A 19,727-nucleotide genomic window follows, 5' to 3' on the forward strand; every position below is an offset into this window, starting at 1 on the left:
TCCTGTCCGGGGCCCTACCCGGTGATCGCGGCGGGGCAACCGCGACGGGGGGCAGGGGCCGGCGGAGGTCAGGCGTGGCGGAGCAGGGCCCGGTCGGGCTTGCCGGACGGGAGCAGCGGGATCGCCTCGACCAGCTCCAGCTCGTGCGGGGCCGCGTGCACCGGCATGGTCTCGCGGACCCAGGCGCGGAGCTCGGCGAGGGCGGGGGCGTCGGCGGCGGGGACGACGACGGCGGTGACGCGCTCGCCCCACTCGGGGTCGGGGCGGCCGACCACGACCACGTCCCGGACCTTGTGGTGGCGCGACAGCGCCGTGGCGACCTCGCCCGCGACGACCTTCTCGCCGCCGGTGTTGATCACGTCGTCGATCCGGCCGCGCACCCGGAGGCGGCCGTCCTCGACGGTGCCGAGGTCCGGTGTGACGAACCACTCACCGTCGCGGACGGCGGCGGTGAGGGCGGCGCGCCGCCGGTACCCGGTGAACAGGACCTCGCCCGCCAGCCGGATCCGGCCGTCATCGCCGACGGCGGCGCGGACGCCGTCAAGGGGGACGCCGTCGTAGACGCAGCCGCCGCTGGTCTCGCTCATGCCGTAGGTGGTGAAGACCCGGGCGCCCCGGCCGCGCGCCTCAGCGAGGAGGCCGGGGGAGGCGGCGGCGCCCCCGAGGATGATCGCGCCCAGGGCGCCGAGGTCGGTCCCGGCGTCCAGCAGCCGCCTGAGCTGGGTGGGGACCATCGCGATGTGCACGTCGCCGGCGGCCTCGACGGACGCGGGGTCGAAGCGGGGGTGGATCACCGGCGCGGCGCCGCCGAGCAGGGCGCGGGCGAGCACCAGGATCCCGGAGATGTGGCTGGTCGGCACGCAGCAGAGCCAGCGGTCGCCGGGCCCCGCGCCGATCCGGGCCAGCGTGGCGGTGGCGGAGTGGAGTACGGCGGTCGCGGACAGCTCGACGATCTTGGGTGTGCCGGTGGAGCCCGAGGTGGCGATGAGCACCGCGGTGCCCGGAGCGGCGGGAGCCCCCGGATCGGCCGGCGTCGCGGGATCGGCCGGCGTCGTGGAGGTGGTCGGCGTCGCGGGGTCGGCCGCCCGGTAGGGCTGGACGCCGTCCTCGGTCTCGACCGCGTGCGGCGCCAGGGTGCCGAGGAGCCCGCGGAGCGCGGGCGCGGGCAGGTCGGGGGAGAGCGGGCAGATGGCGGGGCCGCTGCCGTCGAGGGCGGCGGTGAGGGCCCCGTACAGGCGGGGCCCCGGCGGGAGCACGACGGCGTGCAGGCGGCGTTCCATGTCGCGATCAGCCTAGACGACCCCGCTGAACACGTTCGAATCGGTGAGGCGGTTGAATGGGGGCCGGCGACGCGCACAGGGCCGGCGCCGGGCGGGCTGAGAGGGGAGCACATGGTCTCGGAGCTGTTCGACGCGGGCGCGTGGAAAGAGGTCGAGGGCTTCGGTTTCACCGACATCACCTACCACCGGGCGGTGGACCAGGGGACGGTGCGCATCGCGTTCGACCGTCCGGAGATCCGCAACGCGTTCCGGCCGCGCACGGTCGACGAGCTGTACCGGGCGCTCGACCACGCCCGGATGTCCAGCGACGTCGGGTGCGTGCTGCTGACCGGGAACGGGCCGTCCCCGCGGGACGGCGGCTGGGCCTTCTGCTCGGGCGGCGACCAGCGGATCCGCGGCAGGGACGGCTACCGGTACGCCGAGGGCGAGACGGCCGAGTCGATCGACCCGGCGCGGGCCGGGCGGCTGCACATCCTGGAGGTGCAGCGGCTGATCCGGATGATGGGCAAGGTCGTCATCTGCGTGGTGCCGGGCTGGGCCGCCGGCGGCGGGCACAGCCTGCACGTGGTCTGCGACCTGACCCTGGCGAGCCGCGAGCACGGCCGGTTCAAGCAGACCGACGCCGACGTGGCGAGCTTCGACGGCGGGTTCGGGTCGGCCTACCTGGCCCGCCAGGTGGGGCAGAAGTTCGCCCGGGAGATCTTCTTCCTGGGCGACACCTACGACGCCGAGGCCGCGCACCGGATGGGCATGGTGAACGCGGTCGTCCCGCATGCCGAACTCGAGGCCACCGCGCTCGAATGGGCCCGTAAGGTCAACGGGAAGAGCCCCACCGCGCAGCGGATGCTGAAGTACTCGTTCAACCTCATCGACGACGGGCTGGTCGGGCAGCAGGTGTTCGCCGGCGAGGCGACGCGGCTGGCCTACGGCACCGGTGAGGCGGTCGAGGGGCGGGACTCGTTCCTGGAGAAGCGCGAGCCCGACTGGTCGCCTTACCCGTGGTATTACTGACGTTCGAATTGCATGGTTGGGGGGTCGAACGGGTGCGGGTCTACTCCATCCCGATGCGGACGCGGTTCCGCGGTATCACGCAGCGGGAGGGTGTGCTCATCCAGGGCCCGGCCGGCTGGGGGGAGTTCTCCCCGTTCGCCGAGTACGGCCCGGCCGAGTGCGCGCGCTGGCTGGCCGCGGCCCGTGAGGCCGCCTGTGACGGGTGGCCCGCGCCGGTGCGCGACCGGGTCCCGGTGAACGTGACGATCCCGGCGGTCGGGCCCGAGCGGGCGTTCACGATGACCCGGGCGTCGGGCTGCCGCACCGCGAAGGTCAAGGTCGCCGAGCGCGGCCAGTGCGACGCCGACGACCTGGCGCGGGTGGAGGCCGTCCGCGACGCGATCGGCCCCGGCGGCCAGGTCCGCGTCGACGTCAACGGCGGCTGGGACGTCGAGCACGCGGCCCGGATGATCCGCGCGCTCGACCGGTTCGGCCTGGAGTACGTCGAGCAGCCGTGCGCGACGCTGGAGGAGCTGGCGCTGGTGCGGCGGCGGGTCGACGTGCCGGTCGCGGCCGATGAGTCGATCCGCCGGGCCGAGGACCCGCTGAAGGTCCGCGCGGCGGGCGCCGCCGACATCGCGGTGCTGAAGGTGCAGCCGCTCGGCGGGGTCCGGGCGGCGCTGCGGGTGGCCGAGGCGTGCGCGCTGCCGGTGGTGGTGTCGAGCGCGGTCGAGACGTCGGTGGGGCTGGCGGCCGGGCTGGCACTGGCCGCCGCCCTGCCCGACCTGCCCTACGCGTGCGGGCTGGGCACGCTGTCGCTGCTGGACGGCGACGTCGTGGCCGATCCGCTGGCGCCGGTCGGCGGCGAGATCGCGGTGCGGCGCCCCGAGGTCGACGAGGGCGCGCTGCGCCGCTGCGAGGTCGACGACGAGGGCTGGCGGCGCCGGGTCGCCGAGGCCGGGGCCCACCTGGACGGGGCGCCGCTGCCCGGGGGCGTGGGCCGATGAACCCGGCCACCGCGCTGGCCACCGTGATGGTGGACGAGCTGCTGCGCTGCGGGATGACCGACGCCGTGCTGGCCCCGGGATCGCGCTCGGCGGCGCTCGCGCTGGCGCTGCACGCCGCGGCCGAGGACGGCCGGGTCCGCCTGCACGTGCGGATCGACGAGCGTTCGGCGGCGTTCCTCGGGCTGGGCCTGGCCAAGCGGTCGGCCCGTCCGGTGGCGCTGGTCTGCACCTCGGGGACGGCCGCGGCCAACTTCCATCCGGCGGTGATCGAGGCGCACGAGTCGGGGGTGCCGCTGATCGTGATCACCGCGGACCGGCCGCCGGAGCTGCGTCAGACCGGCGCGAACCAGACGATCGACCAGGTCAGGCTGTATGGGTCGGCGGCGCGGTGGAGCACCGAGGTCGGCGTCCCGGAGAACCGTCCGGGCATGGTCGCCTACTGGCGGTCGCTGATGAGCCGGGCGTGGGGGCGGTCGCTGGCGCCGGCGCCCGGTCCGGTGCACGTCAACGCCGCGTTTCGCGAGCCGCTGGTCCCCGACGGCGACGAGAACTGGTGCGAGCCGCTGGGCGGCGACGCGACGGGCGCCTGGACGAAGGTGCGGAACGCGACGCCGGGGTCGGTGCTGCACGTCCCGCCGACGCGGCGCGGGGTGCTGGTGGTGGGCGACGGCGCGGTCAACGTCAAGCGGTACGTGGCGGCGGCGTCGATGGCGGGCTGGCCGGTGCTGGCGGAGCCGAGCGGCAACGCCCGGTACGGCGACCACGCGCTGTCCTCGCACCACTTCCTGCTCGGGGTCCCCGAGTTCGTCGAGCGGCACCGTCCCGAGGTCGTGGTGACCCTGGGCAAGCCGGGGCTGTCGCGCCCGCTGCTGTCGCTGCTGCGCCGGGCCGAGGAGCACATCGTGCTGGCGCCGGATCTGGCGCACTGGCCCGATCCGGTTCGGTCGGCGACGCAGGTGGCTCAGGACGTGGAGATCCCGGTGGTGTCGGGCGACGACGCGTGGCTGAAGTCGTGGCGGTCGGCGGATGTGGCCGCCGCGGCGGCGGTCGACGCGGTGCTGGACGCGGTCGCCGAGGTCAGCGAGCCGCGGTTGGCGCGCGACCTGGTGTCGGTGCTGCCGGGCGGTTCGCTGCTGTTCAGCGCGGCGAGCATGCCGATCCGCGACCTCGACCAGGTGATGCGGCCGCGGCGCGGCATCCGGATCATGGCGAACCGGGGGGCCAGCGGGATCGACGGGCTGGTGTCGACGGCGATGGGCGCGGCGCTGGCGCACAGCGGCCGGTCGTACGCGCTGCTGGGCGATCTGGCGTTCCTGCACGATCAGAACGGGCTGGTCCTCGGGCCGCAGGAGCGCCGCCCCGATCTGGCCATCGTGGTGGTCAACAACCGGGGCGGCGGGATCTTCTCGCTGCTTCCGCAGGCGGCGCTGCCGGGCCCGTTCGAGCGGGTGTTCGGCACCCCGCACCAGGTCGACCTGGAGCTGCTGGCGAACGCGCACGGGGTGCCGTACCGGCGGCTGGAGGCCGCGGCCGACCTGCCGAAGGTGATCGCGGGGGAGGGGCTGCGGATCGTGGAGGCCCGGACCGACCGCGACGCCAACGCGGTGCTGCACGCCGAGATGCGCAAGGCCGCGCACCGGGCCGTCCGGGAGCTGCCGGCCGTCCAGTGAGCCCCACGCCGCTCCACCGGGGCGGGGGAGGGGCGCCGAGCGGGTGGCCCCTCCACCTCACCGGGGGAGCGGGGGCTCACATCGGCGGAGGCGTCGACCGCGGGGAACCGGTGGGCAGGTTCTCGACGCTTCGGAGCCGGACATGATCGCGCAGGCCGGCGGCGTTGTCGGCCCGATCCTCGATCAATTGAATAATAAACTTACAACGTAAAGGCTTGGGGCTTGGACAGTCCCAAGCCCCAAGAAACAGCAAAGACCAAACCCTCCCCGACCGACGAGCGAGAATCGCGGGGCGGGGGAGGGTCAGCCGATGAGCCGTTCGCGGATGGCATCGGTGTCCTCGTCGGTCCAGCCATTGGAGGCGAGCCAGGTCATCGGACCGCCGTGCCGCTCGTCCATCCGGGCGAAGAACTTCTCCATGATGGAGGCGTGCGGCCGGTGGCTGTCGGCGGGCCGCGAATCCAGGTCGGCGGCGTAGGTGTCGCTGGACCGCAGCCGCCGGAGGATCGCCTCGAGCCGGTCCCCGGTCTGGGCGTAGTCGGCCACGATGGCCTCCCGGGTCACCCCGGACGCCTCCAGTGCCAGCGCGCACACGACCCCGGTGCGGTCCTTGCCGGCGGCGCAGTGCACCAGGGACGCGCCGTCGGTGCGGGTCATCACGCGCAGGGCCGCCACCACCGAGTCGGGGCGTTCTTCCAGGTAGCCGAGGTAGTGGCCGGTCGAGCGATCGTGCTCGGGGCCGGCGGCGTTCTGCCAGGGCAGCACCTTGTCGGCGTCCACGCCCGCGGCGACGGGCTCCTTGGGGTTGTCGGCGGCGACATCGGTGTGCCGGCCGCCTTCGGTGAACAGCGAGAGGTGGTGCAGGGTGATGGTGGGGATGCGGGCCAGCGGGCCGGGCCCCTCGAGCTCGACCTCGGCGTCGCTGCGCAGGTCGATGACGTTCTTCAGCTCGTAGTCGTCGAGGAGCAGCCGCACGTCGGCGACCGTGAGGTCTTGTAGGTTGTCCGAGCGCAGCACCCGCCCGCGCCGCGTCGCCCGGCCGTCGGCCGTGGGGAGCCCGCCGAGGTCGCGGACATTGACCGCGCCGTCCAGATCGATCCAACGACTGCGTTCGCTCATGGCTTATGACCCTATATGGCGTACATGATCCGTCCTGGACGCAGGGTCCCCCGTAGGACGGAAGTGCCTGATGGGGAGAAATGGGTAAGTGGGGCGGCGGGCCCTTACCAGTTTTCCCGGGACGGGGGCGTCGGCCGTTGGGACGACGAAGACCGGCCGGGTCTGAGACCTGCGAGCCAGACCGGGGTTGGCTCCGCAGCGTGGCGCCCTCCGGGACCGCGGCTCATAGCCTTGAGGCAACGCGATCCCGCCCAGAAACGGAGGCTCCATGCCCGCCACTCTCGATGCCCCGCCCGTCCGGGCGGCCGGTAGTGACTTCGCCCCGCTGGCGCGGCAGGTCCGTGCCAGCGGGCTGCTCGACCGGCGCATCGGCTACTACGTGCGGGCGATCGGGTTGAACCTGGGCGCCACCGCGGCGGCCTGGGCGGCGGTCGCGTGGGCGGGCGGGTCGTGGTGGGTGGTGCTGCTCGCGGTGCCGCTGGCGCTGCTGTCGGGGCGGACGGCCTTCCTCGGGCATGACGCGGGGCATCGTCAGATCGCCGGTTCGGCCAAGGCCAACCGGCTGCTCGGGCTGCTGGTCGGCAACCTGATGCTGGGCATGGGCCACGGCTGGTGGACCGACAAGCACAACCGGCATCACGCCAACCCCAACCATGTCGGCAAGGACCCGGACGTCGGTGAGGGCGTCCTGGTGTGGACGCAGGAGCAGGCCGAGAAGGCCCGCGGCCGGGGCGTGTTCGCCTGGATCGGCCGGCACCAGGCCCGGCTGTTCTTCCCGCTGCTGCTCCTGGAGGGGCTCAACCTCCAGGTCAACAGCGTCCTCTACCTGCGCGGCCGGTCGGTCCGGGACAAGCTGGTGGAGGGCGGGCTGTTCGCCCTTCACGCGGCCGGCTACCTCGCGCTGGTGTTCACGCTGCTGTCGCCGGGCAAGGCGGTCGTGCTGATCCTGCTGCACCAGGGGCTGTTCGGGGTGCACCTCGGGTCGGTGTTCGCGCCCAACCACAAGGGCATGGTCATGCCGGAGCCGGGCGCGAAGCTGGGGCATCTCCAGCGGCAGGTCCTGACGTCGCGGAACGTCCGGGGCGGCCTGGCCGTCGACTGGTTCACCGGCGGCCTCAACTACCAGATCGAGCACCACCTGTTCCCGAGCATTCCCCGGCCGAACCTGCGCAAGGTCAGGCCGCTGGTCCGCGAGCACTGCGCGGCGGTGGGGCTGCCGTACGCCGAGACCGGGCTGATCGACTCGTACCGGCAGGCGCTGGCGCACATGCACGAGGTGGGCGAGCCGCTGCGCGGATGATCGGCGGACCGTCCGGGGGCCGGTCTCCTATGCTTGGCCGATTATGCCCGAAGGTCACACGATTCATCGCCTGGCCGTCGAACACCAGCGGGTGTTCGGCGGCCAGGCCGTTCGCGTTCTGAGCCCGCAGGGGCGTTTCGCCGCCGGTGCGGCGCGGCTCGACGGGCGGGTGCTGCTGGACGCGGGGGCGTACGGCAAGCATCTGCTGCTGCGGTTCGAGGACGAGCTGCTGCTTCACGTCCATCTGGGGATCTACGGGAAGTTCTCGTTCGGCGGGCTGCCGGTTCCTGATCCGGTGGGGCTGGTGCGGTTGCGGTTGGTCGGGCCGGGCGGTCACGCCGATCTTCGTGGGCCTAATACCTGCGAGCTACTCGAGCGGGGTGAGGTGAAGCTGCTGCGGGACCGGCTGGGGCCCGATCCGCTGCGCGCCGACGCCGATCCCGACGAGGCGTGGCGGCGGATCCGCCTGAGCCGGACGAGTGTGGCGGTCCTGCTGCTGGATCAGTCGGTGGTGGCGGGGCCGGGGAACATCTACCGGGCGGAGGTGCTGTTCCGGCAGGGGGTGGATCCGTGGGTGCCGGGGCGTGCGCTGGGGCGTGATCGGTGGTTGGCGATCTGGGGGGATCTGCGGCGGTTGATGGCCGAGGGGGTGCGGACGGGGCGGATCGACACGGTGCGGCCCGAGCACACGCCGGAGGCGATGGGCCGGCCGCCGCGGGTGGACGATCATGGTGGTGAGGTCTACGTCTACCGGCGTGCGGGGCTGGCGTGCCTGGTGTGCGGGAGCGTGGTCCGTGCCGAGGTGGCGGCGGGCCGGAATCTGTTCTGGTGTCCGGGGTGTCAGCCCGCCGCGTGAGTCGGAGCGGTCTGGGGCGGAGGGCCCGTGTGGGTCAGAGCTGGACGTCCTGGTGGGCGCCGCCGCTCGGGCCGTCGCCGGGGGTGTCCTGTTCGTCGTGCTCTTGGTCTTTCTCGGTTCTGTCGCCGCCCGCTTTGCCGGTGCCTTTGCCGTTGCTGGTGTGGTCGTCCCCGGTGGCGCCTTTGGTGTCGGGCGGGGTGTTCTTGACGGTGTTCCGGTCGGCCGCGTCGTTCTGGGCGGTGGCTTTGACGGCGGCGCGGGCGGCGTTCGCGTCGTCGCCTGAGGCGCGTTTGTCGCGGCGGGCGCGGACGGCGTGGGCGAGGGGTTCGGCGGTGCGGGCGAGGAGGGGGCCGACGACCGCGAGGATGAGCACGTAGGCGGCTGCGAGGGGGCCGAGGCGGGGGTTGGCGCCTGCGGTGACGGCGAGGCCGGCGATGACGATGTTGAACTCGCCTCTGGGGACCAGGGCGGTTCCGGCGCGGATGCGTCCGATGGTGCCGACTCCGGCGCGGCGGGCGGCGAGCCATCCGGTGCCGAGTTTGGTGGCGACGCCGGCGAGGGCGAGGAGGGCGGCGATGCCGAGGACCGGGGGGAGGTCGCCGGGGTCGGTGTGGAGGCCGAAGAAGACGAAGAAGACGGCGGCGAAGAGGTCGCGGAGTGGGGCGAGGAGTTTCTGGGCGGTGTGGGCGAGGGGGCCGGAGAGGGCGATGCCGACGAGGAAGGCGCCGACGGCGGCGGAGACCTGGAGTTGCTGGGCGACTCCGGCGACCAGGAGGGTGAGGCCGAGGACTTTGAGGAGGAGGACTTCTTCGCTGGGGCTGGCGACGAAGCGTTCGACGAGGGAGCCGTGGCGGAGTGCGACGTAGAGGATGACCGCGATGGTGACGGCGGCGATGGCGAGGGCGGCGGCGCCGCCGATGAGGCCGGCGCCGGCGAGGAGTGCGGTGAGGATGGGGAGGTAGGCGGCCATGGCGAGGTCTTCGAAGACCAGGACGGACAGCACGGCGGGTGTTTCGCGGTTGCCGAGCCAGCCGAGGTCGCCGATGACCTTGGCGGTGATGCCGGAGGAGGTGACGTAGGTGATGCCGCCCATGGCGACGGCGGCGACGGGTCCCCAGCCGAGGATGAGGGCGGCCAGGACGCCGGGGGCGGCGTTGAGGGTGATGTCGACGAGGCCGACGGGTGCTGAGGTGCGGAGGGTGCCGACGAGTTCGTCGGCGGTGTATTCGAGGCCGAGGGTGAACAGCAGGAGGATCACTCCGACCTCGGCGCCGATGGCGACGAAGTCCTCGCTGGCGCCGAGGGGGAGGATGCCGCCGGCGCCGAAGGCGAGGCCGGCGATGAGGTAGAGGGGGATGGGGGAGATGGAGAAGCGGACGGATACGGCTCCGAGCAGCCCGAGGCCGAGGATGATGGCGCCGAGTTCGATCAGTTGGACGGCTGTGTGCATGCGGTTCAGCCGTCGGCGAGGATCCGCGCGACGGCCGCGGTTCCCTCGTCGGTGCCGACCACGACGATGGTGTCGCCGGCGGTGAACACGAAGTCGGGCCGGGGGCTGGCGATGACCTGTCCGTCGCGGACGACGGCGACGATGGAGGCGCTGGTGCGGGTGCGCGCCTGGGTGTCGGCGAGGGGTCGGTCGTCGTAGGGGGATCCGGGGACGATGGGGATCTGTTCGGTGACGAGTCCCTCGACCTGGCGTTGGAGTTCGGCGAGGTGTTCGATGATGCGGCCGGTGCCGAGGAGTTCGGCGATGGCGTTGGCCTCTTCGGGGGTGAGGGGCACGGTCGCGACGCAGCTGTCGGGGTCTTCCTTGTCGTAGATGACCATGTCCCGGCGGCCGGTGCGGTGGGAGATGACCCCGATCTGGCGGCCTTTGCCGGTGGTCAGCACGTGCTGCAGGCCGATGCCCGGCAGCGCGGTCCGCTCGACGTCCACGCTCGTTCGTCCTCCTGGTTGGTTCCCGACATAAGCCCGAAATCATCGCAGATCAGGGTGCTGATCGCCAACGGTCGGGGCGTGGCCGGCCGCCATCACTCACACGGTATCCGGGCGGTCGCGGTGGCGGTCGTTCCGTTCGCGGGCGGTGCGGGTGTGTCAGGGGAGGAGTAGAGGGCGGTGAGGGCGTGGGCGGTGTCGGTCATGAGGCGGCGCAGTTCGGGCGGGCTGAGGACTTCGACGTCGGCGCCGAGTTTGAGGAGTTCGACGTGGGCGTGGCGGACGGATTCGACGGGGACGGTGGCGTGGGTGCGGTCGTCGGATTCGTCGGGGGCGGGGTGGGCGGCGATGGCGCGGGCCATGGTGGGGGGCAGGAGGTGGGCGGCGCGGTGCCGTCCTTGGGGGGTGAGGAGGATTTCGGCGCGGTCGCGGTAGGAGTCGGCTTCGAAGCGCTGGGTGTAGTGCTGCCAGTAGGTGGCGAGGTCGAAGTCGTGGGGGCGGGTGAAGCGTTGGGGGAGGACGTCGAGGTTGAGTACGCGGGCGATGCGGTAGGTGCGGATGGCGGCGTCCGCCCCGGCCTCTGTGTCTCGTTCGGGGCCGGGTTCGGGGCCGGGTTCGGGGCGGGTGTCGGCCTCGGGGGTGGAGCCGGAGATGGTGCGGGCGATGAGGTACCAGGAGCCGGCCTTGAGGACGACGCCGAGGGGTTCCAGGGTGCGGGTGACGTGCTGGGGGTGGGCCCAGCGGCGGTAGCGGATCTGGATGCGCTGGTGGTTCCAGACCGCGTCGGCGACGCGGTGGAGGTGGGGGGCCTGGTCGGGGGTGCGGAACCAGCCGGAGGTGTCGAGGTGGAAGCGTTCCCGGATGCGTCCGGCGCGGGTGCGCAGGTCCGGGGGGAGGGCGGCCATGAGCTTGAGCTCGGCGGCGGCCAGGACGTTGCCGAGGCCGAGTTCTGAGGCGGGGCCGGGCATTCCGGTGAGGAAGAGGGTCTCGGCCTCGCCGGTGGTGAGGCCGTTGAGGCGGGTGCGGAATCCCTGGAGGAGGCGGTAGCCGCCGTCGGGGCCGCGGTCGGCGTAGACGGGGACGCCGGCGGCGCTGAGGGATTCGACGTCGCGGTAGACGGTGCGGACCGATACTTCGAGTTCGTCGGCGAGCTGGCGTGCGGTCATCCGTTCCCGGGTCTGGAGCAGGAGCAGCAGGGAGAGGAGTCGGCCGGCGCGCATCGTTCCAGTGTGGCCGATGCCCGGGATGGGTGCGGCCCGCGTGGGCGGGCCGCACGGGGCGCTTCAGGGCGGCCGGAGGGTCGGTGCGGGTCAGGAGATGCGGGCGACGCCTGCGAGGGCGCGCCAGGTGCCGATCGGGACCTTCTTCTCGGGGCGCCAGTCCTGGACGTCGACGAGGCCGGGTTCGAGGAGGTCGAGGCCTGTGAACAGGGCCTGGACGGCGGTGCGGGTGCGGGGGTGGGGCTGGGCGGCGGCGCCGCGGTAGAGGGCGGTGACGCGTTCGACGAGCTGGGGCGGGGCGTCGTCGCTGGTGGCGTGGACGATGACGAAGTGGCTGCCGGTGGGGAGGTGGCCGGCGATGGCGGTGACGATGGCGGCGGGGTCGTCGTCGTCGGGGATGAAGTCCAGGACGCCGACGAGGAGGACGGCGGTGGGGCGGCCGAAGTCGATGAGGCGGCGGGTTTCGGGGGCGGTGAGGATGGTCTCGGGTTCGCGGGCGTCGGCGAGGAGGAATCCGGTGCTGCCCGCGCCTTTGAGGAGGGCGCGGCTGTGGAGGTGGACGACGGGGTCGGAGTCGACGTAGACGACGCGGGCGGCGGGGTCGCTGCGGAGGGCGATCTCGTGGACGTTGTCGGCGGTGGGGAGGCCGGAGCCGATGTCCAGGAACTGGTCGATGCCGAGGTCGCGGGTCAGGTGGGTGACGCAGCGGCGGAGGAAGGCGCGGTTCTGGAGGGCGAGGTCGCGGATCTCGGGGGCCATGCGCAGGATGCTGTCGGCGGTCTGGCGGTCCACGGCGTAGTTGTCCCTGCCGCCCAGGAAGTAGTCGTAGGTGCGTGCCGGGGACGGCCAGATGACGTCCATGCCTGGCGGGGTCTTCGGGGCGTCGGGAGTCACGGGAGTGATCATCGCATCCGGCGGGGGTGCCGGGGAGGTCCTCGGTGGGTTCGGTGGCGGTGATCGGGAACGGTCCGGCGCGGGGTTGCCGGGTCAGGGGCCGGTGGGGTGGTCGGGTGTGCGTCCGGTGGCGGGCGCCGGGCCGCCTCCGGGCTCGGCCCGGGGGCGGGGTTCGGGTTCGCCGAAGCGGGTGAGGGTGAGGGTGGCCAGGACGGCCAGGGTGAATCCGGTGATGGCGACGGGGGCGAAGCCGGGGCGGCTGCGGTCGCCGAGGAGCCAGACGCCGATGCCGGCGGGGACGGCGGTCTGGGCGACGACGAGGGCGGCGATGGTGGGGGTGACGGAGCCGCGGCCGAGGGCGGTGGCGTAGAAGGCGAAGGCGGCGGTGCCGCCGGCGGCCAGCGCGTAGGTGGCGGGGTCGCGGAGCAGCTCGAGGGGGGCGAGGCTGGTCATGACGCGGACGGAGATGGAGACCAGGCCGAAGCCGAGGCCGGCGATGGCGCCGAGGGCGGCGGCGGCGGTGCGTCCGGTGAGGCGGGTGGCGGCGGCGCCGAGCAGGACGAGGGCGGCTGCGGCGGCGGGCAGGGTCCAGCGGAGGGCGGCGGGGACGTGGGCGGGGCCTTCGTGGCCGGAGGAGATGCCGAGGAGGACGAGGCCGGCGCAGACCAGGGCGATGGCGGCCCCTTCGCGTCGGGTGATGTGGATCTTCAGGAGGGGGCCGGCGGCGAGGGCGGTGACGGCGAGTTCGCCGGCGACGACGGCCTGGACGACGAACAGGGGGAGTGCGCGGAGGGCGCCGAGTTCGGCGGCGAAGCCGAGGAGGTCCAGGGTGAGGCCGGCGAGGAAGGGGAGCTGCGTGGTGAGGCGGATCAGCATGCGGGGGCCGGTGCCGTGGGCGGCGACGGCGGTGCGGGCTCCGGCGGCCTGGAGGGCGGTGCCGAGGCCGAAGCACACGGCGGCGGCGAACGCCCCCAGCAGCCCCCAGGTCATTGACTCACAGTAGGCATGCGTGCGGGGACGGTGTTCGGGCGGGGTGTGTTCCGGGCGCTGGGACGTCCGGGGGCGGGGTCAGCCTTCCAGGGCGTACTGCATGGCGCGGAACTTGTTCTGTGCTTCGGCGAGTTCGGCGGCGGGGTCGGAGTCGGCGACGATGCCGCAGCCGGCGAACAGGCGGGCGCGGTCGCCCTGGATCTCGGCGCAGCGCAGCGCGATGCCCCATTCGCCGTCGCCGCGGGCGTCGACCCAGCCGACGGGGCCGGCGTAGCGTCCGCGGTCCATGCCCTCCAGTTCGCGGATGAGGTCGAGGGCGCGGCCGGTGGGGGTGCCGCCGACGGCGGGGGTGGGGTGCAGGGCGGCGACGACGTCCAGGACGGAGCGTTCGCCGGCGAGGCGGCCGTGGACGGCGGAGGCCAGGTGCATGACGTTGGGGAGGGTGAGGAGTTCGGGTTCGGCGGGGACGTGGAGTTCGGCGCACAGGGGGGCGAGGGCGTCGCGGACCATCTCGGCGGCGTAGGCGTGTTCCTGGCGGTCCTTGGCGGAGGCGAGGAGGCGGGCGGCGCGGGCGGCGTCGTCGGTGGTGCCGGTGCCGCGGGCGGTGGTGCCGGCCAGGACGAGGGAGTCGACGCGTCCGCCGGTGCGGCGGATCAGGAGTTCGGGGGTGGCGCCGACGAGGCCGGCGACCGAGAAAGTGTAGCAGGCGGGGAAGCGGCCGGCCAGGCGGCGGAGCAGGACGCGGGGGTCGATGGGTTCGGCGGCGTGGGCGTACAGGTCGCGGGCGAGGACGGCCTTGCCGAGGTGGCCGGCGCGGATGCGTTCGACGGCGGCGGCGACGGCGCGTTCCCAGGCGGGGGCGGTGAGGGCGCCGTCGCTCCAGCTGAGCCGGGTGGGGGGCGCGGGTTGGCGGGTGGGGGCGGGGGTGGGGGTGTCGTCGCCGATGGTGGTGAGCCAGGCGCGGCCGTCGCGGCGGCCGAGGACGTGGCGGGGGACGATGAGGACCGAGTCGGGTGAGGCCGGGTCGAAGCCGAAGGTGCCGAAGGCGACGGGGCCGGTGCCGGGGAGGCCGACGGGGTCGTCGATGTGGGCGGCGGCGAACAGTTCGCGCAGGTGGCGGGCGGCGTCGGTGAACCGGTCCGGGCCGCCGGGGAGGGGCAGGCGGGCGGCTTGGCCCCAGCCGACGATGCCTTCGCCGTGCCGGATCCAGGCCAGTGCGGCGGGGTCGGGGAGGCGGGGGATCAGGTCGCCGGGGTCGGCGATGGGGACGGTCCGCACGACGAGGCGTTCGGGTGCGCTCACGGCCAGCTTCACGTCTGCCACTCTACGACAGAGTTGAACCTGTTCAAACAGGGCGGGTGCCCGGTGCCGGTGAGGCGTGCGCCACACCGCCGCCGGTGGGGCGGCGGTGTGGGCGGGAGCGGTCAGGCGGAGCGGTCGCGGCCCCGGCCGGCGAGCTTCCACGCGGCCGGGAGCAGCCCGGCGGCCAGCAGCACCTTCAGCCCGTCGCCCGCCAGGAACGGGGTCACGCCGAGGCCCAGCGCCTTGCCGAGCCCGATGTGCAGGGAGGCCATCAGGTAGGGCACTCCGGCCGCGTACATGATCGCGGTGCCGGTCAGCATCGTCGCGACGGTGCGTCCGGGGGTGCGGTCGCCGCCGCGTTCCGACATCCGGCCGACCACCGCGGCGGCCACGATGAACCCCAGCACGTAGCCGAGGGTGGGGGCGCCGGCGCCGGACCCGCCGTCGACGAACCACGGCATCCCGGCGAGGCCGGCCAGCAGGTAGACCACCATGCCGAGCGCGGCGCGGCGCCAGCCGAGGGCGGCGCCGGCCAGCAGCACCGCGAAGGTCTGGCCGGTGACCGGGACGGGGGTGCCGGGCAGCGGCACCACGATCTGGGCGGCGACGCCGACGAGCACCGCGGCGCCCGCGACCAGCGCGGCGTCGCGGGCGAGGGTGCCGGGGAGCAGGTCGCCCAGGACGGCGGGGCGTCGCTGGGCGGCATGGGCAGTAGCCACGAATCCTCCTATTGGTTCCTGTCTAGCCGAAACTTAGCGAACCGGCTGGGCAGGGGGGATCACGCGGGCTACAACTTCGCCGTCTCCGGGTTTGTCGGGCCGGCCGCTTCGCGGGTGCCGCGGGCCAGGTAGACCACGTCGGGTTCGCCGCGGCGGGCGGGGACCTCGCGGGCCTGGACCCGGTCGAAGCGGCGGCGCAGCAGGTCCTCGAACGCCGGGGCGGCGCCCGCGCTCCACACCGCCAGGACGCCGCCGGGCGCCAGGTGGCGGGCCAGCAGGTCCAGGCCGGCGTCGCCGTAGAGGCGGGCGTTGCCGGGGGTGACGGTCCATTCGGGGCCGTTGTCGATGTCCAGGCAGATCGCGTCGTAGCGGCCGGTGCCGGCGGGCGGGGACCGCAGCCAGTCGAGGAGGTCGGCGCGTTCGAGGGTGACGCGGGGGTCGTCGAGGGCGCCTTCGGAGCAGGCCCGCAGGAAGGTGTCGTGCCAGGCGATCACGGCGGGCTCGCGCTCGACGACCGTCACCCGCTGGACCCGGGGGAGCCGTACGGCCTCGGCGAGGGAGAACCCGACGCCGAGGCCGCCGATCAGGACCGCGGCGGGCGGGCCGTCGCCGCCGGCCGCGAGCCGGACCAGCAGTCGCTCGGACTCGCCGTCGCGGGTGTCCATCAGGAACATCCCGTTGCTGATGATCTCGAAGTCGGCGCCGTCGCGGCGCAGCACCAGCTCGCCGCCCTGTCCCTCGGCCCGTTCGACGACGTCGGGCCCCTCATCACACCCCGTGGAGATTCGCATGACCGACGACCCTAGCCACTGCCCCGGCCGAAAGTCATCGAGTTTCCGGGGGGTCGGGCTGGGGCCGGACTCGGCCCCCCCTGGCCGGAACCTGCCGGGGGCTAGCCCGTGCGGACCGGCGCCTCGACGGCCCCGGCTTCACGGTCACCGCCCGCCGGGCCGCCCGCCGGGCCGCCCGCAGGGCCGATCGCAGGGCCGCCCGCCGCCGCGCCGGGCTGCCGGCCCGGCGCCTTGGCGTTGATGAAGACACCCGCGACCACCGCGGCCAGCAGCATGATGCCCGCGGAGACCCAGGTCGCCACGGAGTAGCCGTGCACCGTCGCCGCCGCCAGTGCCGCCTTCGCCTGCGGCATCTGCCGGGCGGGGTCGCCCCGGTGGTCGGTCAGCCAGTCCGTGGTCGCGCCGGCCGCGATCGTGTTGAGCAGCGCGGTGCCGACCGACCCGCCCACCTGCTGCATGGTGTTGAGGGTCGCCGAGGCCGCCCCCTGCTCGTGCGGGGCGACGCGGCCGGTGGCCGTGGAGATGGCCGCCATGAACGTGGCGCCCAGGCCGAGACCCATCATGCAGATGCCGGGCAGGACGTGGCTGAGGTAGGTGGCGTCGACGTCCATGGAGGCCAGGAAGGCCAGGCCGCCGGCGGCCAGCGTCAGACCGGGCGTGATCAGCGCCCGGGCCGGCACCTTGTGCAGCAGCCGCGCCGAGACCTGGGTGGAACCGATGATCATGCAGGCGGTCAGCGGCAGGTAGGCCGCACCGGTCTTCAGCGGCGACCAGCCCTTGATGCCCTGAAGGTAGTAGGTCAGGAACAGGAAGACGCCGAACATGGCGATGGTGACCAGGGCCATCGTCAGGTAGGCGCCCGCCCGTTGGCGGTCCTTGACGATGTGCAGGGGCAGTAGCGGTGTCCGGGCGCGGGTCTGCCACAGGGAGAAGGCCCCGAGGACCGCCACGCCGCCGATCAGCAGGGTCAGCACCCGGGTGTCGCCCCAGCCGCGGGACTCGGCCTCGCTGAAGCCGTAGACGATGGACAGCACGCCGGAGGTGCCCAGCACGGCGCCGAGGAGGTCCAGCCGGGCGCCGGTCCTGCGGCCCGGGTCCTTGAGCATCACGATCGCGCCGATCACCGCGAGGGCGGCCACCGGGGCGTTGACGTACAGGCACCAGCGCCAGTCCAGGTACTCGGTCAGGAAGCCGCCGACCAGCATGCCGATGGCGCCGCCGGCTCCGGCGATGGCGCCGAACACGCCGAACGCCTTGCCGCGTTCGCGCGGGTCGGTGAAGGTCGTGGTCATCAGGGACAGCGCGGCGGGGGCCAGTAGCGCGGCGAAGACGCCCTGCAGGGCGCGGGCCGCGAACAGCATGCCGGGGCCGGTGGCGGCGCCGCCGAGCGCGGAGGCGCCGGCGAAGCCGATCAGGCCGATGATGAAGCTGCGCCTGCGTCCGAACAGGTCTCCGAGTCGGCCGCCGAGCAGCAGCAGGCCGCCGAAGGCGAGGGTGTAGGCGGTGATGGTCCACTGCCGGTCGCCGTCGGTCATGCCGAGGTCCCGCTGGGCGGACGGCAGGGCGATGTTGACGATGGTCATGTCCAGCATCACGATCAGCTGGGCGAGCGCGATGACCACCAGGCCCCACCAGCGGCGGGGGTCGGGCGGCGGGGCGTCCTCCCGCTCGCCCGGGGATGTGCCGGGGCGTTCGGGGCCGTTTTCGGGCACGACTGTGTCGGTCATGTGTTCGGCTGCCTTCCACATGTGCGTGTTCGGGGTCGGTTCGGGCCGACCGCGGTGGGCCGGCATCGTGCTGCGGCGCGGTCGGGGGCCGGCGGTGCCGCTCGGCGCCGGGTCAGGCGGGTGAAGCCGGGCATCAGGGCCTCAGGGGTGGGCGTCGAGCCACTCCTGGAAGGTGGGGGGCCGGCGAGTTCGGCGTGAGCGTCGGGCAGGAGCCCGCCACCGGCGGCGTACCCGGCATCGGAACGACCCGGTACCCCCGTTCGGCGAGGACGTCCACGACGTGGCGTCCCAGCCGCCCGGTCGCTCCTGCCACTGCGAACTTCCCGATGCTCATGCTCCGTGCCTTTCCTCGATCGCCAAACGATGTTTGGACCGCTCGGAATGCGGCCTGTGCGCCGCCCGGATCGTTCGCGCGGTGTCCTGACGAACACCAGACGTGGGCGATCCGACCCCTTGTGACAGCTCGGCCATGTGATACGGGCCACTGATCGCAGGTGTCACAAAGCGGTGGGGACCGGCGTCTTGTGCGTGTGGCAGGGCTGAGAGCGAACCAGCAGGAGCCGGACATGAGCGAGCACCGCGAACGAACCACGGACGAGCCGCCCGATCGTGCCGACCGCGTGGACTCCGCCACCGAGGCGTTCGTCGCCCACCGCAACCTGCTGTTCACCGTGGCCTACGAGATGCTCGGCTCGGCCGCCGACGCCGAGGACGTCCTCCAGGAAACCTGGCTGCGATGGGTCGGCGTCGAGCTGGACACCGTCCGGGATCAGCGTGCCTACCTGGTCCGGATCGTCACCCGGCAGGCGCTGGACCGGCTGCGTGTACTCCGCCGGCGCAAGGAGTCCTACGTCGGTCCGTGGCTGCCCGAGCCGCTGCTGACCGCGCCCGACGTGGCCGACGACGTCGAGTTGGCCGAGAGCGTCTCGATGGCGATGCTGCTGGTCCTGGAGACGCTCACGCCGACCGAACGGGCGGTGTTCGTGCTGCGCGAGGTGTTCGACCTGGAGTACGGCGAGATCGCCGAAGCGGTCGACAAGACCCCCGCCGCCGTCCGCCAGATCGCGCACCGGGCACGCGCGCACGTCGCCGCCCGCCGACCCCGCGGGGCCGTCTCCGCGGCCGACACCCGCGACGCACTCCAAGCGTTCCAGCGGGCGATCGAAACGGGCGACCTACAGAGCCTGCTCGACATCCTCGCGCCGGACGTCGTCGCCCTCAGCGACGGCGGCGGCATCAAACACGCCCTGCCGCGGCCCATCCTGGGGGCCGCAAAGGTGGTTCGCCTGCTGGCCACCGGTTGGTACAAGCGCGGCACCGGAATATCGGTCGAACCGGTGCAGATCAACGGCGGCCCGGCGCTGCTCGTCCGACTCGACGGGGAGCTCGATGGCGTACTGGCGGTACGGGTCGAGAATGGCCGCGTCACCGGCCTCTATCACGTGCGCAACCCCGAGAAACTGTCGCGGATAGAACGAGAGACCACCGTGACCCGCTGAGGCCGAAACGGCCCGCAGAAGGTACTAACGAGTTGCGCAACGCGATTCTCAGCGGTTGGCGCGAGAGGACGCGGAAAGAGTCAAGCGCTGCGCGCGGACGAGGAACACCGCCGCCCTCGGCATGCTCGGTGCAACCGTGCTGCTAGGCGGTATCGGTACTGCCCAAGCGGCGGAGCCCGGCAGCAACGTAACCACCAAGGCTGCGGCGTATACTCCCGAGTCCATCTGCGGGAGCGGCTACTACGTGCAGGAGCAGGCGCCGCTCTCCGGCACCAGGGTCTACCTGCTCTACAATGGCACATATAACTGCGTGGTGACGATTAAGACCGCGTCAGGTGCGTGCGCTTCTTCGGATACCACAACAATACGAGCTACACCAGCCCTTGGATGCACTGCGGCTGACGGACCGTTCAGGGAAGTGGAAC

17 protein-coding genes are annotated in these 19,727 nt (G+C 73.3%); 6 read left to right on the plus strand and 11 right to left on the minus strand.

The window, feature by feature from the left end; genetic code table 11:
- Positions 1-68: 68 nt before the first annotated feature.
- Positions 69-1,280, minus strand: coding sequence for an AMP-binding protein (locus QP090_RS31010; RefSeq protein ID WP_285943112.1), 1,212 nt, complete (start codon positions 1,278-1,280; stop codon positions 69-71).
- A gap of 111 nt (positions 1,281-1,391) precedes the next feature.
- On the opposite strand from QP090_RS31010, the gene QP090_RS31015 reads away from it, so the two are divergent.
- Genes QP090_RS31015 through menD form a run of 3 tightly spaced genes read left to right on the plus strand, consistent with a single transcriptional unit; the run spans position 1,392 to position 4,947 of the window.
- Positions 1,392-2,291: a 1,4-dihydroxy-2-naphthoyl-CoA synthase gene (locus QP090_RS31015; RefSeq protein WP_285943114.1), complete on the plus strand. Its 900-nt coding sequence runs from the start codon at positions 1,392-1,394 to the stop codon at positions 2,289-2,291.
- Positions 2,292-2,323: 32 nt separating this feature from the next.
- Entirely contained in the window at positions 2,324-3,277 is a 954-nt protein-coding gene (locus tag QP090_RS31020) for an o-succinylbenzoate synthase (RefSeq protein WP_285943116.1), read from the plus strand.
- Positions 3,274-4,947 carry a 2-succinyl-5-enolpyruvyl-6-hydroxy-3-cyclohexene-1-carboxylic-acid synthase gene (gene menD, locus QP090_RS31025; RefSeq protein WP_285943117.1) on the plus strand — a complete coding sequence of 558 codons (1,674 nt, stop codon included), beginning with the start codon at positions 3,274-3,276 and terminating at the stop codon, positions 4,945-4,947. Before QP090_RS31020 ends, menD begins: the two co-directional genes overlap by 4 nt.
- 303 nt (positions 4,948-5,250) lie before the next feature.
- Here the strand turns inward: menD and QP090_RS31030 are convergent, their stop codons facing one another.
- Positions 5,251-6,066: a tyrosine-protein phosphatase gene (locus tag QP090_RS31030; protein ID WP_285943119.1), complete on the minus strand. Its 816-nt coding sequence runs from the start codon at positions 6,064-6,066 to the stop codon at positions 5,251-5,253.
- A gap of 268 nt (positions 6,067-6,334) precedes the next feature.
- Between QP090_RS31030 and QP090_RS31035 the strand changes: the two genes are divergently transcribed.
- Both QP090_RS31035 and QP090_RS31040 read left to right on the plus strand, forming a co-directional pair.
- Positions 6,335-7,366 carry a fatty acid desaturase family protein gene (locus QP090_RS31035; RefSeq protein ID WP_285943121.1) on the plus strand — a complete coding sequence of 344 codons (1,032 nt, stop codon included), beginning with the start codon at positions 6,335-6,337 and terminating at the stop codon, positions 7,364-7,366.
- Between the two features lie 43 nt (positions 7,367-7,409).
- Positions 7,410-8,222 (plus strand): Fpg/Nei family DNA glycosylase, encoded by an 813-nt coding sequence (locus QP090_RS31040; protein ID WP_285943123.1) that lies wholly within the window; start codon positions 7,410-7,412, stop codon positions 8,220-8,222.
- Between the two features lie 34 nt (positions 8,223-8,256).
- On the opposite strand, the gene QP090_RS31045 is transcribed toward QP090_RS31040, so the two are convergent.
- The 9 genes from QP090_RS31045 to QP090_RS31085 all read right to left on the minus strand — a co-directional run bounded on the left by QP090_RS31045 (position 8,257) and on the right by QP090_RS31085 (position 17,803).
- Positions 8,257-9,672 (minus strand): cation:proton antiporter, encoded by a 1,416-nt coding sequence (locus QP090_RS31045; protein ID WP_285943125.1) that lies wholly within the window; start codon positions 9,670-9,672, stop codon positions 8,257-8,259.
- Positions 9,673-9,677: 5 nt separating this feature from the next.
- A complete protein-coding gene (locus QP090_RS31050) occupies positions 9,678-10,160 on the minus strand; it encodes a cation:proton antiporter regulatory subunit (RefSeq protein WP_285943126.1) in 483 nt (160 codons plus the stop codon).
- Between the two features lie 95 nt (positions 10,161-10,255).
- Positions 10,256-11,380: a helix-turn-helix transcriptional regulator gene (locus QP090_RS31055; RefSeq protein ID WP_285943128.1), complete on the minus strand. Its 1,125-nt coding sequence runs from the start codon at positions 11,378-11,380 to the stop codon at positions 10,256-10,258.
- Between the two features lie 90 nt (positions 11,381-11,470).
- Positions 11,471-12,274, minus strand: a complete 804-nt coding sequence (locus tag QP090_RS31060) for an SAM-dependent methyltransferase (protein WP_285943130.1) — start codon at positions 12,272-12,274, stop codon at positions 11,471-11,473.
- Positions 12,275-12,367: 93 nt separating this feature from the next.
- On the minus strand, positions 12,368-13,264 hold the full coding sequence (locus QP090_RS31065; protein WP_285943132.1) for a hypothetical protein: 897 nt from the start codon (positions 13,262-13,264) through the stop codon (positions 12,368-12,370).
- Between the two features lie 78 nt (positions 13,265-13,342).
- The gene (locus tag QP090_RS31070) at positions 13,343-14,578 is read right to left on the minus strand and encodes an isochorismate synthase (RefSeq protein ID WP_285943134.1); all 1,236 of its coding nucleotides are present in this window, start codon (positions 14,576-14,578) and stop codon (positions 13,343-13,345) included.
- A 110-nt stretch (positions 14,579-14,688) separates the two neighbouring features.
- Positions 14,689-15,285, minus strand: coding sequence for a biotin transporter BioY (locus QP090_RS31075; protein WP_285943136.1), 597 nt, complete (start codon positions 15,283-15,285; stop codon positions 14,689-14,691).
- A gap of 68 nt (positions 15,286-15,353) precedes the next feature.
- On the minus strand, positions 15,354-16,076 hold the full coding sequence (locus QP090_RS31080; RefSeq protein WP_285943137.1) for a spermine/spermidine synthase domain-containing protein: 723 nt from the start codon (positions 16,074-16,076) through the stop codon (positions 15,354-15,356).
- Between the two features lie 101 nt (positions 16,077-16,177).
- Positions 16,178-17,803, minus strand: coding sequence for an MFS transporter (locus QP090_RS31085; RefSeq protein ID WP_285943139.1), 1,626 nt, complete (start codon positions 17,801-17,803; stop codon positions 16,178-16,180).
- A gap of 566 nt (positions 17,804-18,369) precedes the next feature.
- Between QP090_RS31085 and QP090_RS31090 the strand changes: the two genes are divergently transcribed.
- A complete protein-coding gene (locus QP090_RS31090) occupies positions 18,370-19,302 on the plus strand; it encodes an RNA polymerase sigma-70 factor (RefSeq protein ID WP_285943140.1) in 933 nt (310 codons plus the stop codon).
- Positions 19,303-19,727: the final 425 nt, after the last annotated feature.

This window comes from Actinomadura xylanilytica (assembly GCF_030283145.1).
Lineage (GTDB): Bacteria > Actinomycetota > Actinomycetes > Streptosporangiales > Streptosporangiaceae > Spirillospora > Spirillospora xylanilytica.

What these genes read in the sequence shown, in the direction of transcription:
- QP090_RS31010 (WP_285943112.1), bottom strand. Translation starts at nt 1,280, where the DNA reads ATGGAACGCCGCCTGCACGCCGTCGTGCTCCCGCCGGGGCCCCGCCTG.
- QP090_RS31015 (WP_285943114.1), top strand. Translation starts at nt 1,392, where the DNA reads ATGGTCTCGGAGCTGTTCGACGCGGGCGCGTGGAAAGAGGTCGAGGGC.
- menD (WP_285943117.1), top strand. Translation starts at nt 3,274, where the DNA reads ATGAACCCGGCCACCGCGCTGGCCACCGTGATGGTGGACGAGCTGCTG.
- QP090_RS31030 (WP_285943119.1), bottom strand. Translation starts at nt 6,066, where the DNA reads ATGAGCGAACGCAGTCGTTGGATCGATCTGGACGGCGCGGTCAATGTC.
- QP090_RS31035 (WP_285943121.1), top strand. Translation starts at nt 6,335, where the DNA reads ATGCCCGCCACTCTCGATGCCCCGCCCGTCCGGGCGGCCGGTAGTGAC.
- QP090_RS31040 (WP_285943123.1), top strand. Translation starts at nt 7,410, where the DNA reads ATGCCCGAAGGTCACACGATTCATCGCCTGGCCGTCGAACACCAGCGG.
- QP090_RS31045 (WP_285943125.1), bottom strand. Translation starts at nt 9,672, where the DNA reads ATGCACACAGCCGTCCAACTGATCGAACTCGGCGCCATCATCCTCGGC.
- QP090_RS31055 (WP_285943128.1), bottom strand. Translation starts at nt 11,380, where the DNA reads ATGCGCGCCGGCCGACTCCTCTCCCTGCTGCTCCTGCTCCAGACCCGG.
- QP090_RS31065 (WP_285943132.1), bottom strand. Translation starts at nt 13,264, where the DNA reads ATGACCTGGGGGCTGCTGGGGGCGTTCGCCGCCGCCGTGTGCTTCGGC.
- QP090_RS31080 (WP_285943137.1), bottom strand. Translation starts at nt 16,076, where the DNA reads ATGCGAATCTCCACGGGGTGTGATGAGGGGCCCGACGTCGTCGAACGG.
- QP090_RS31085 (WP_285943139.1), bottom strand. Translation starts at nt 17,803, where the DNA reads ATGACCGACACAGTCGTGCCCGAAAACGGCCCCGAACGCCCCGGCACA.
- QP090_RS31090 (WP_285943140.1), top strand. Translation starts at nt 18,370, where the DNA reads ATGAGCGAGCACCGCGAACGAACCACGGACGAGCCGCCCGATCGTGCC.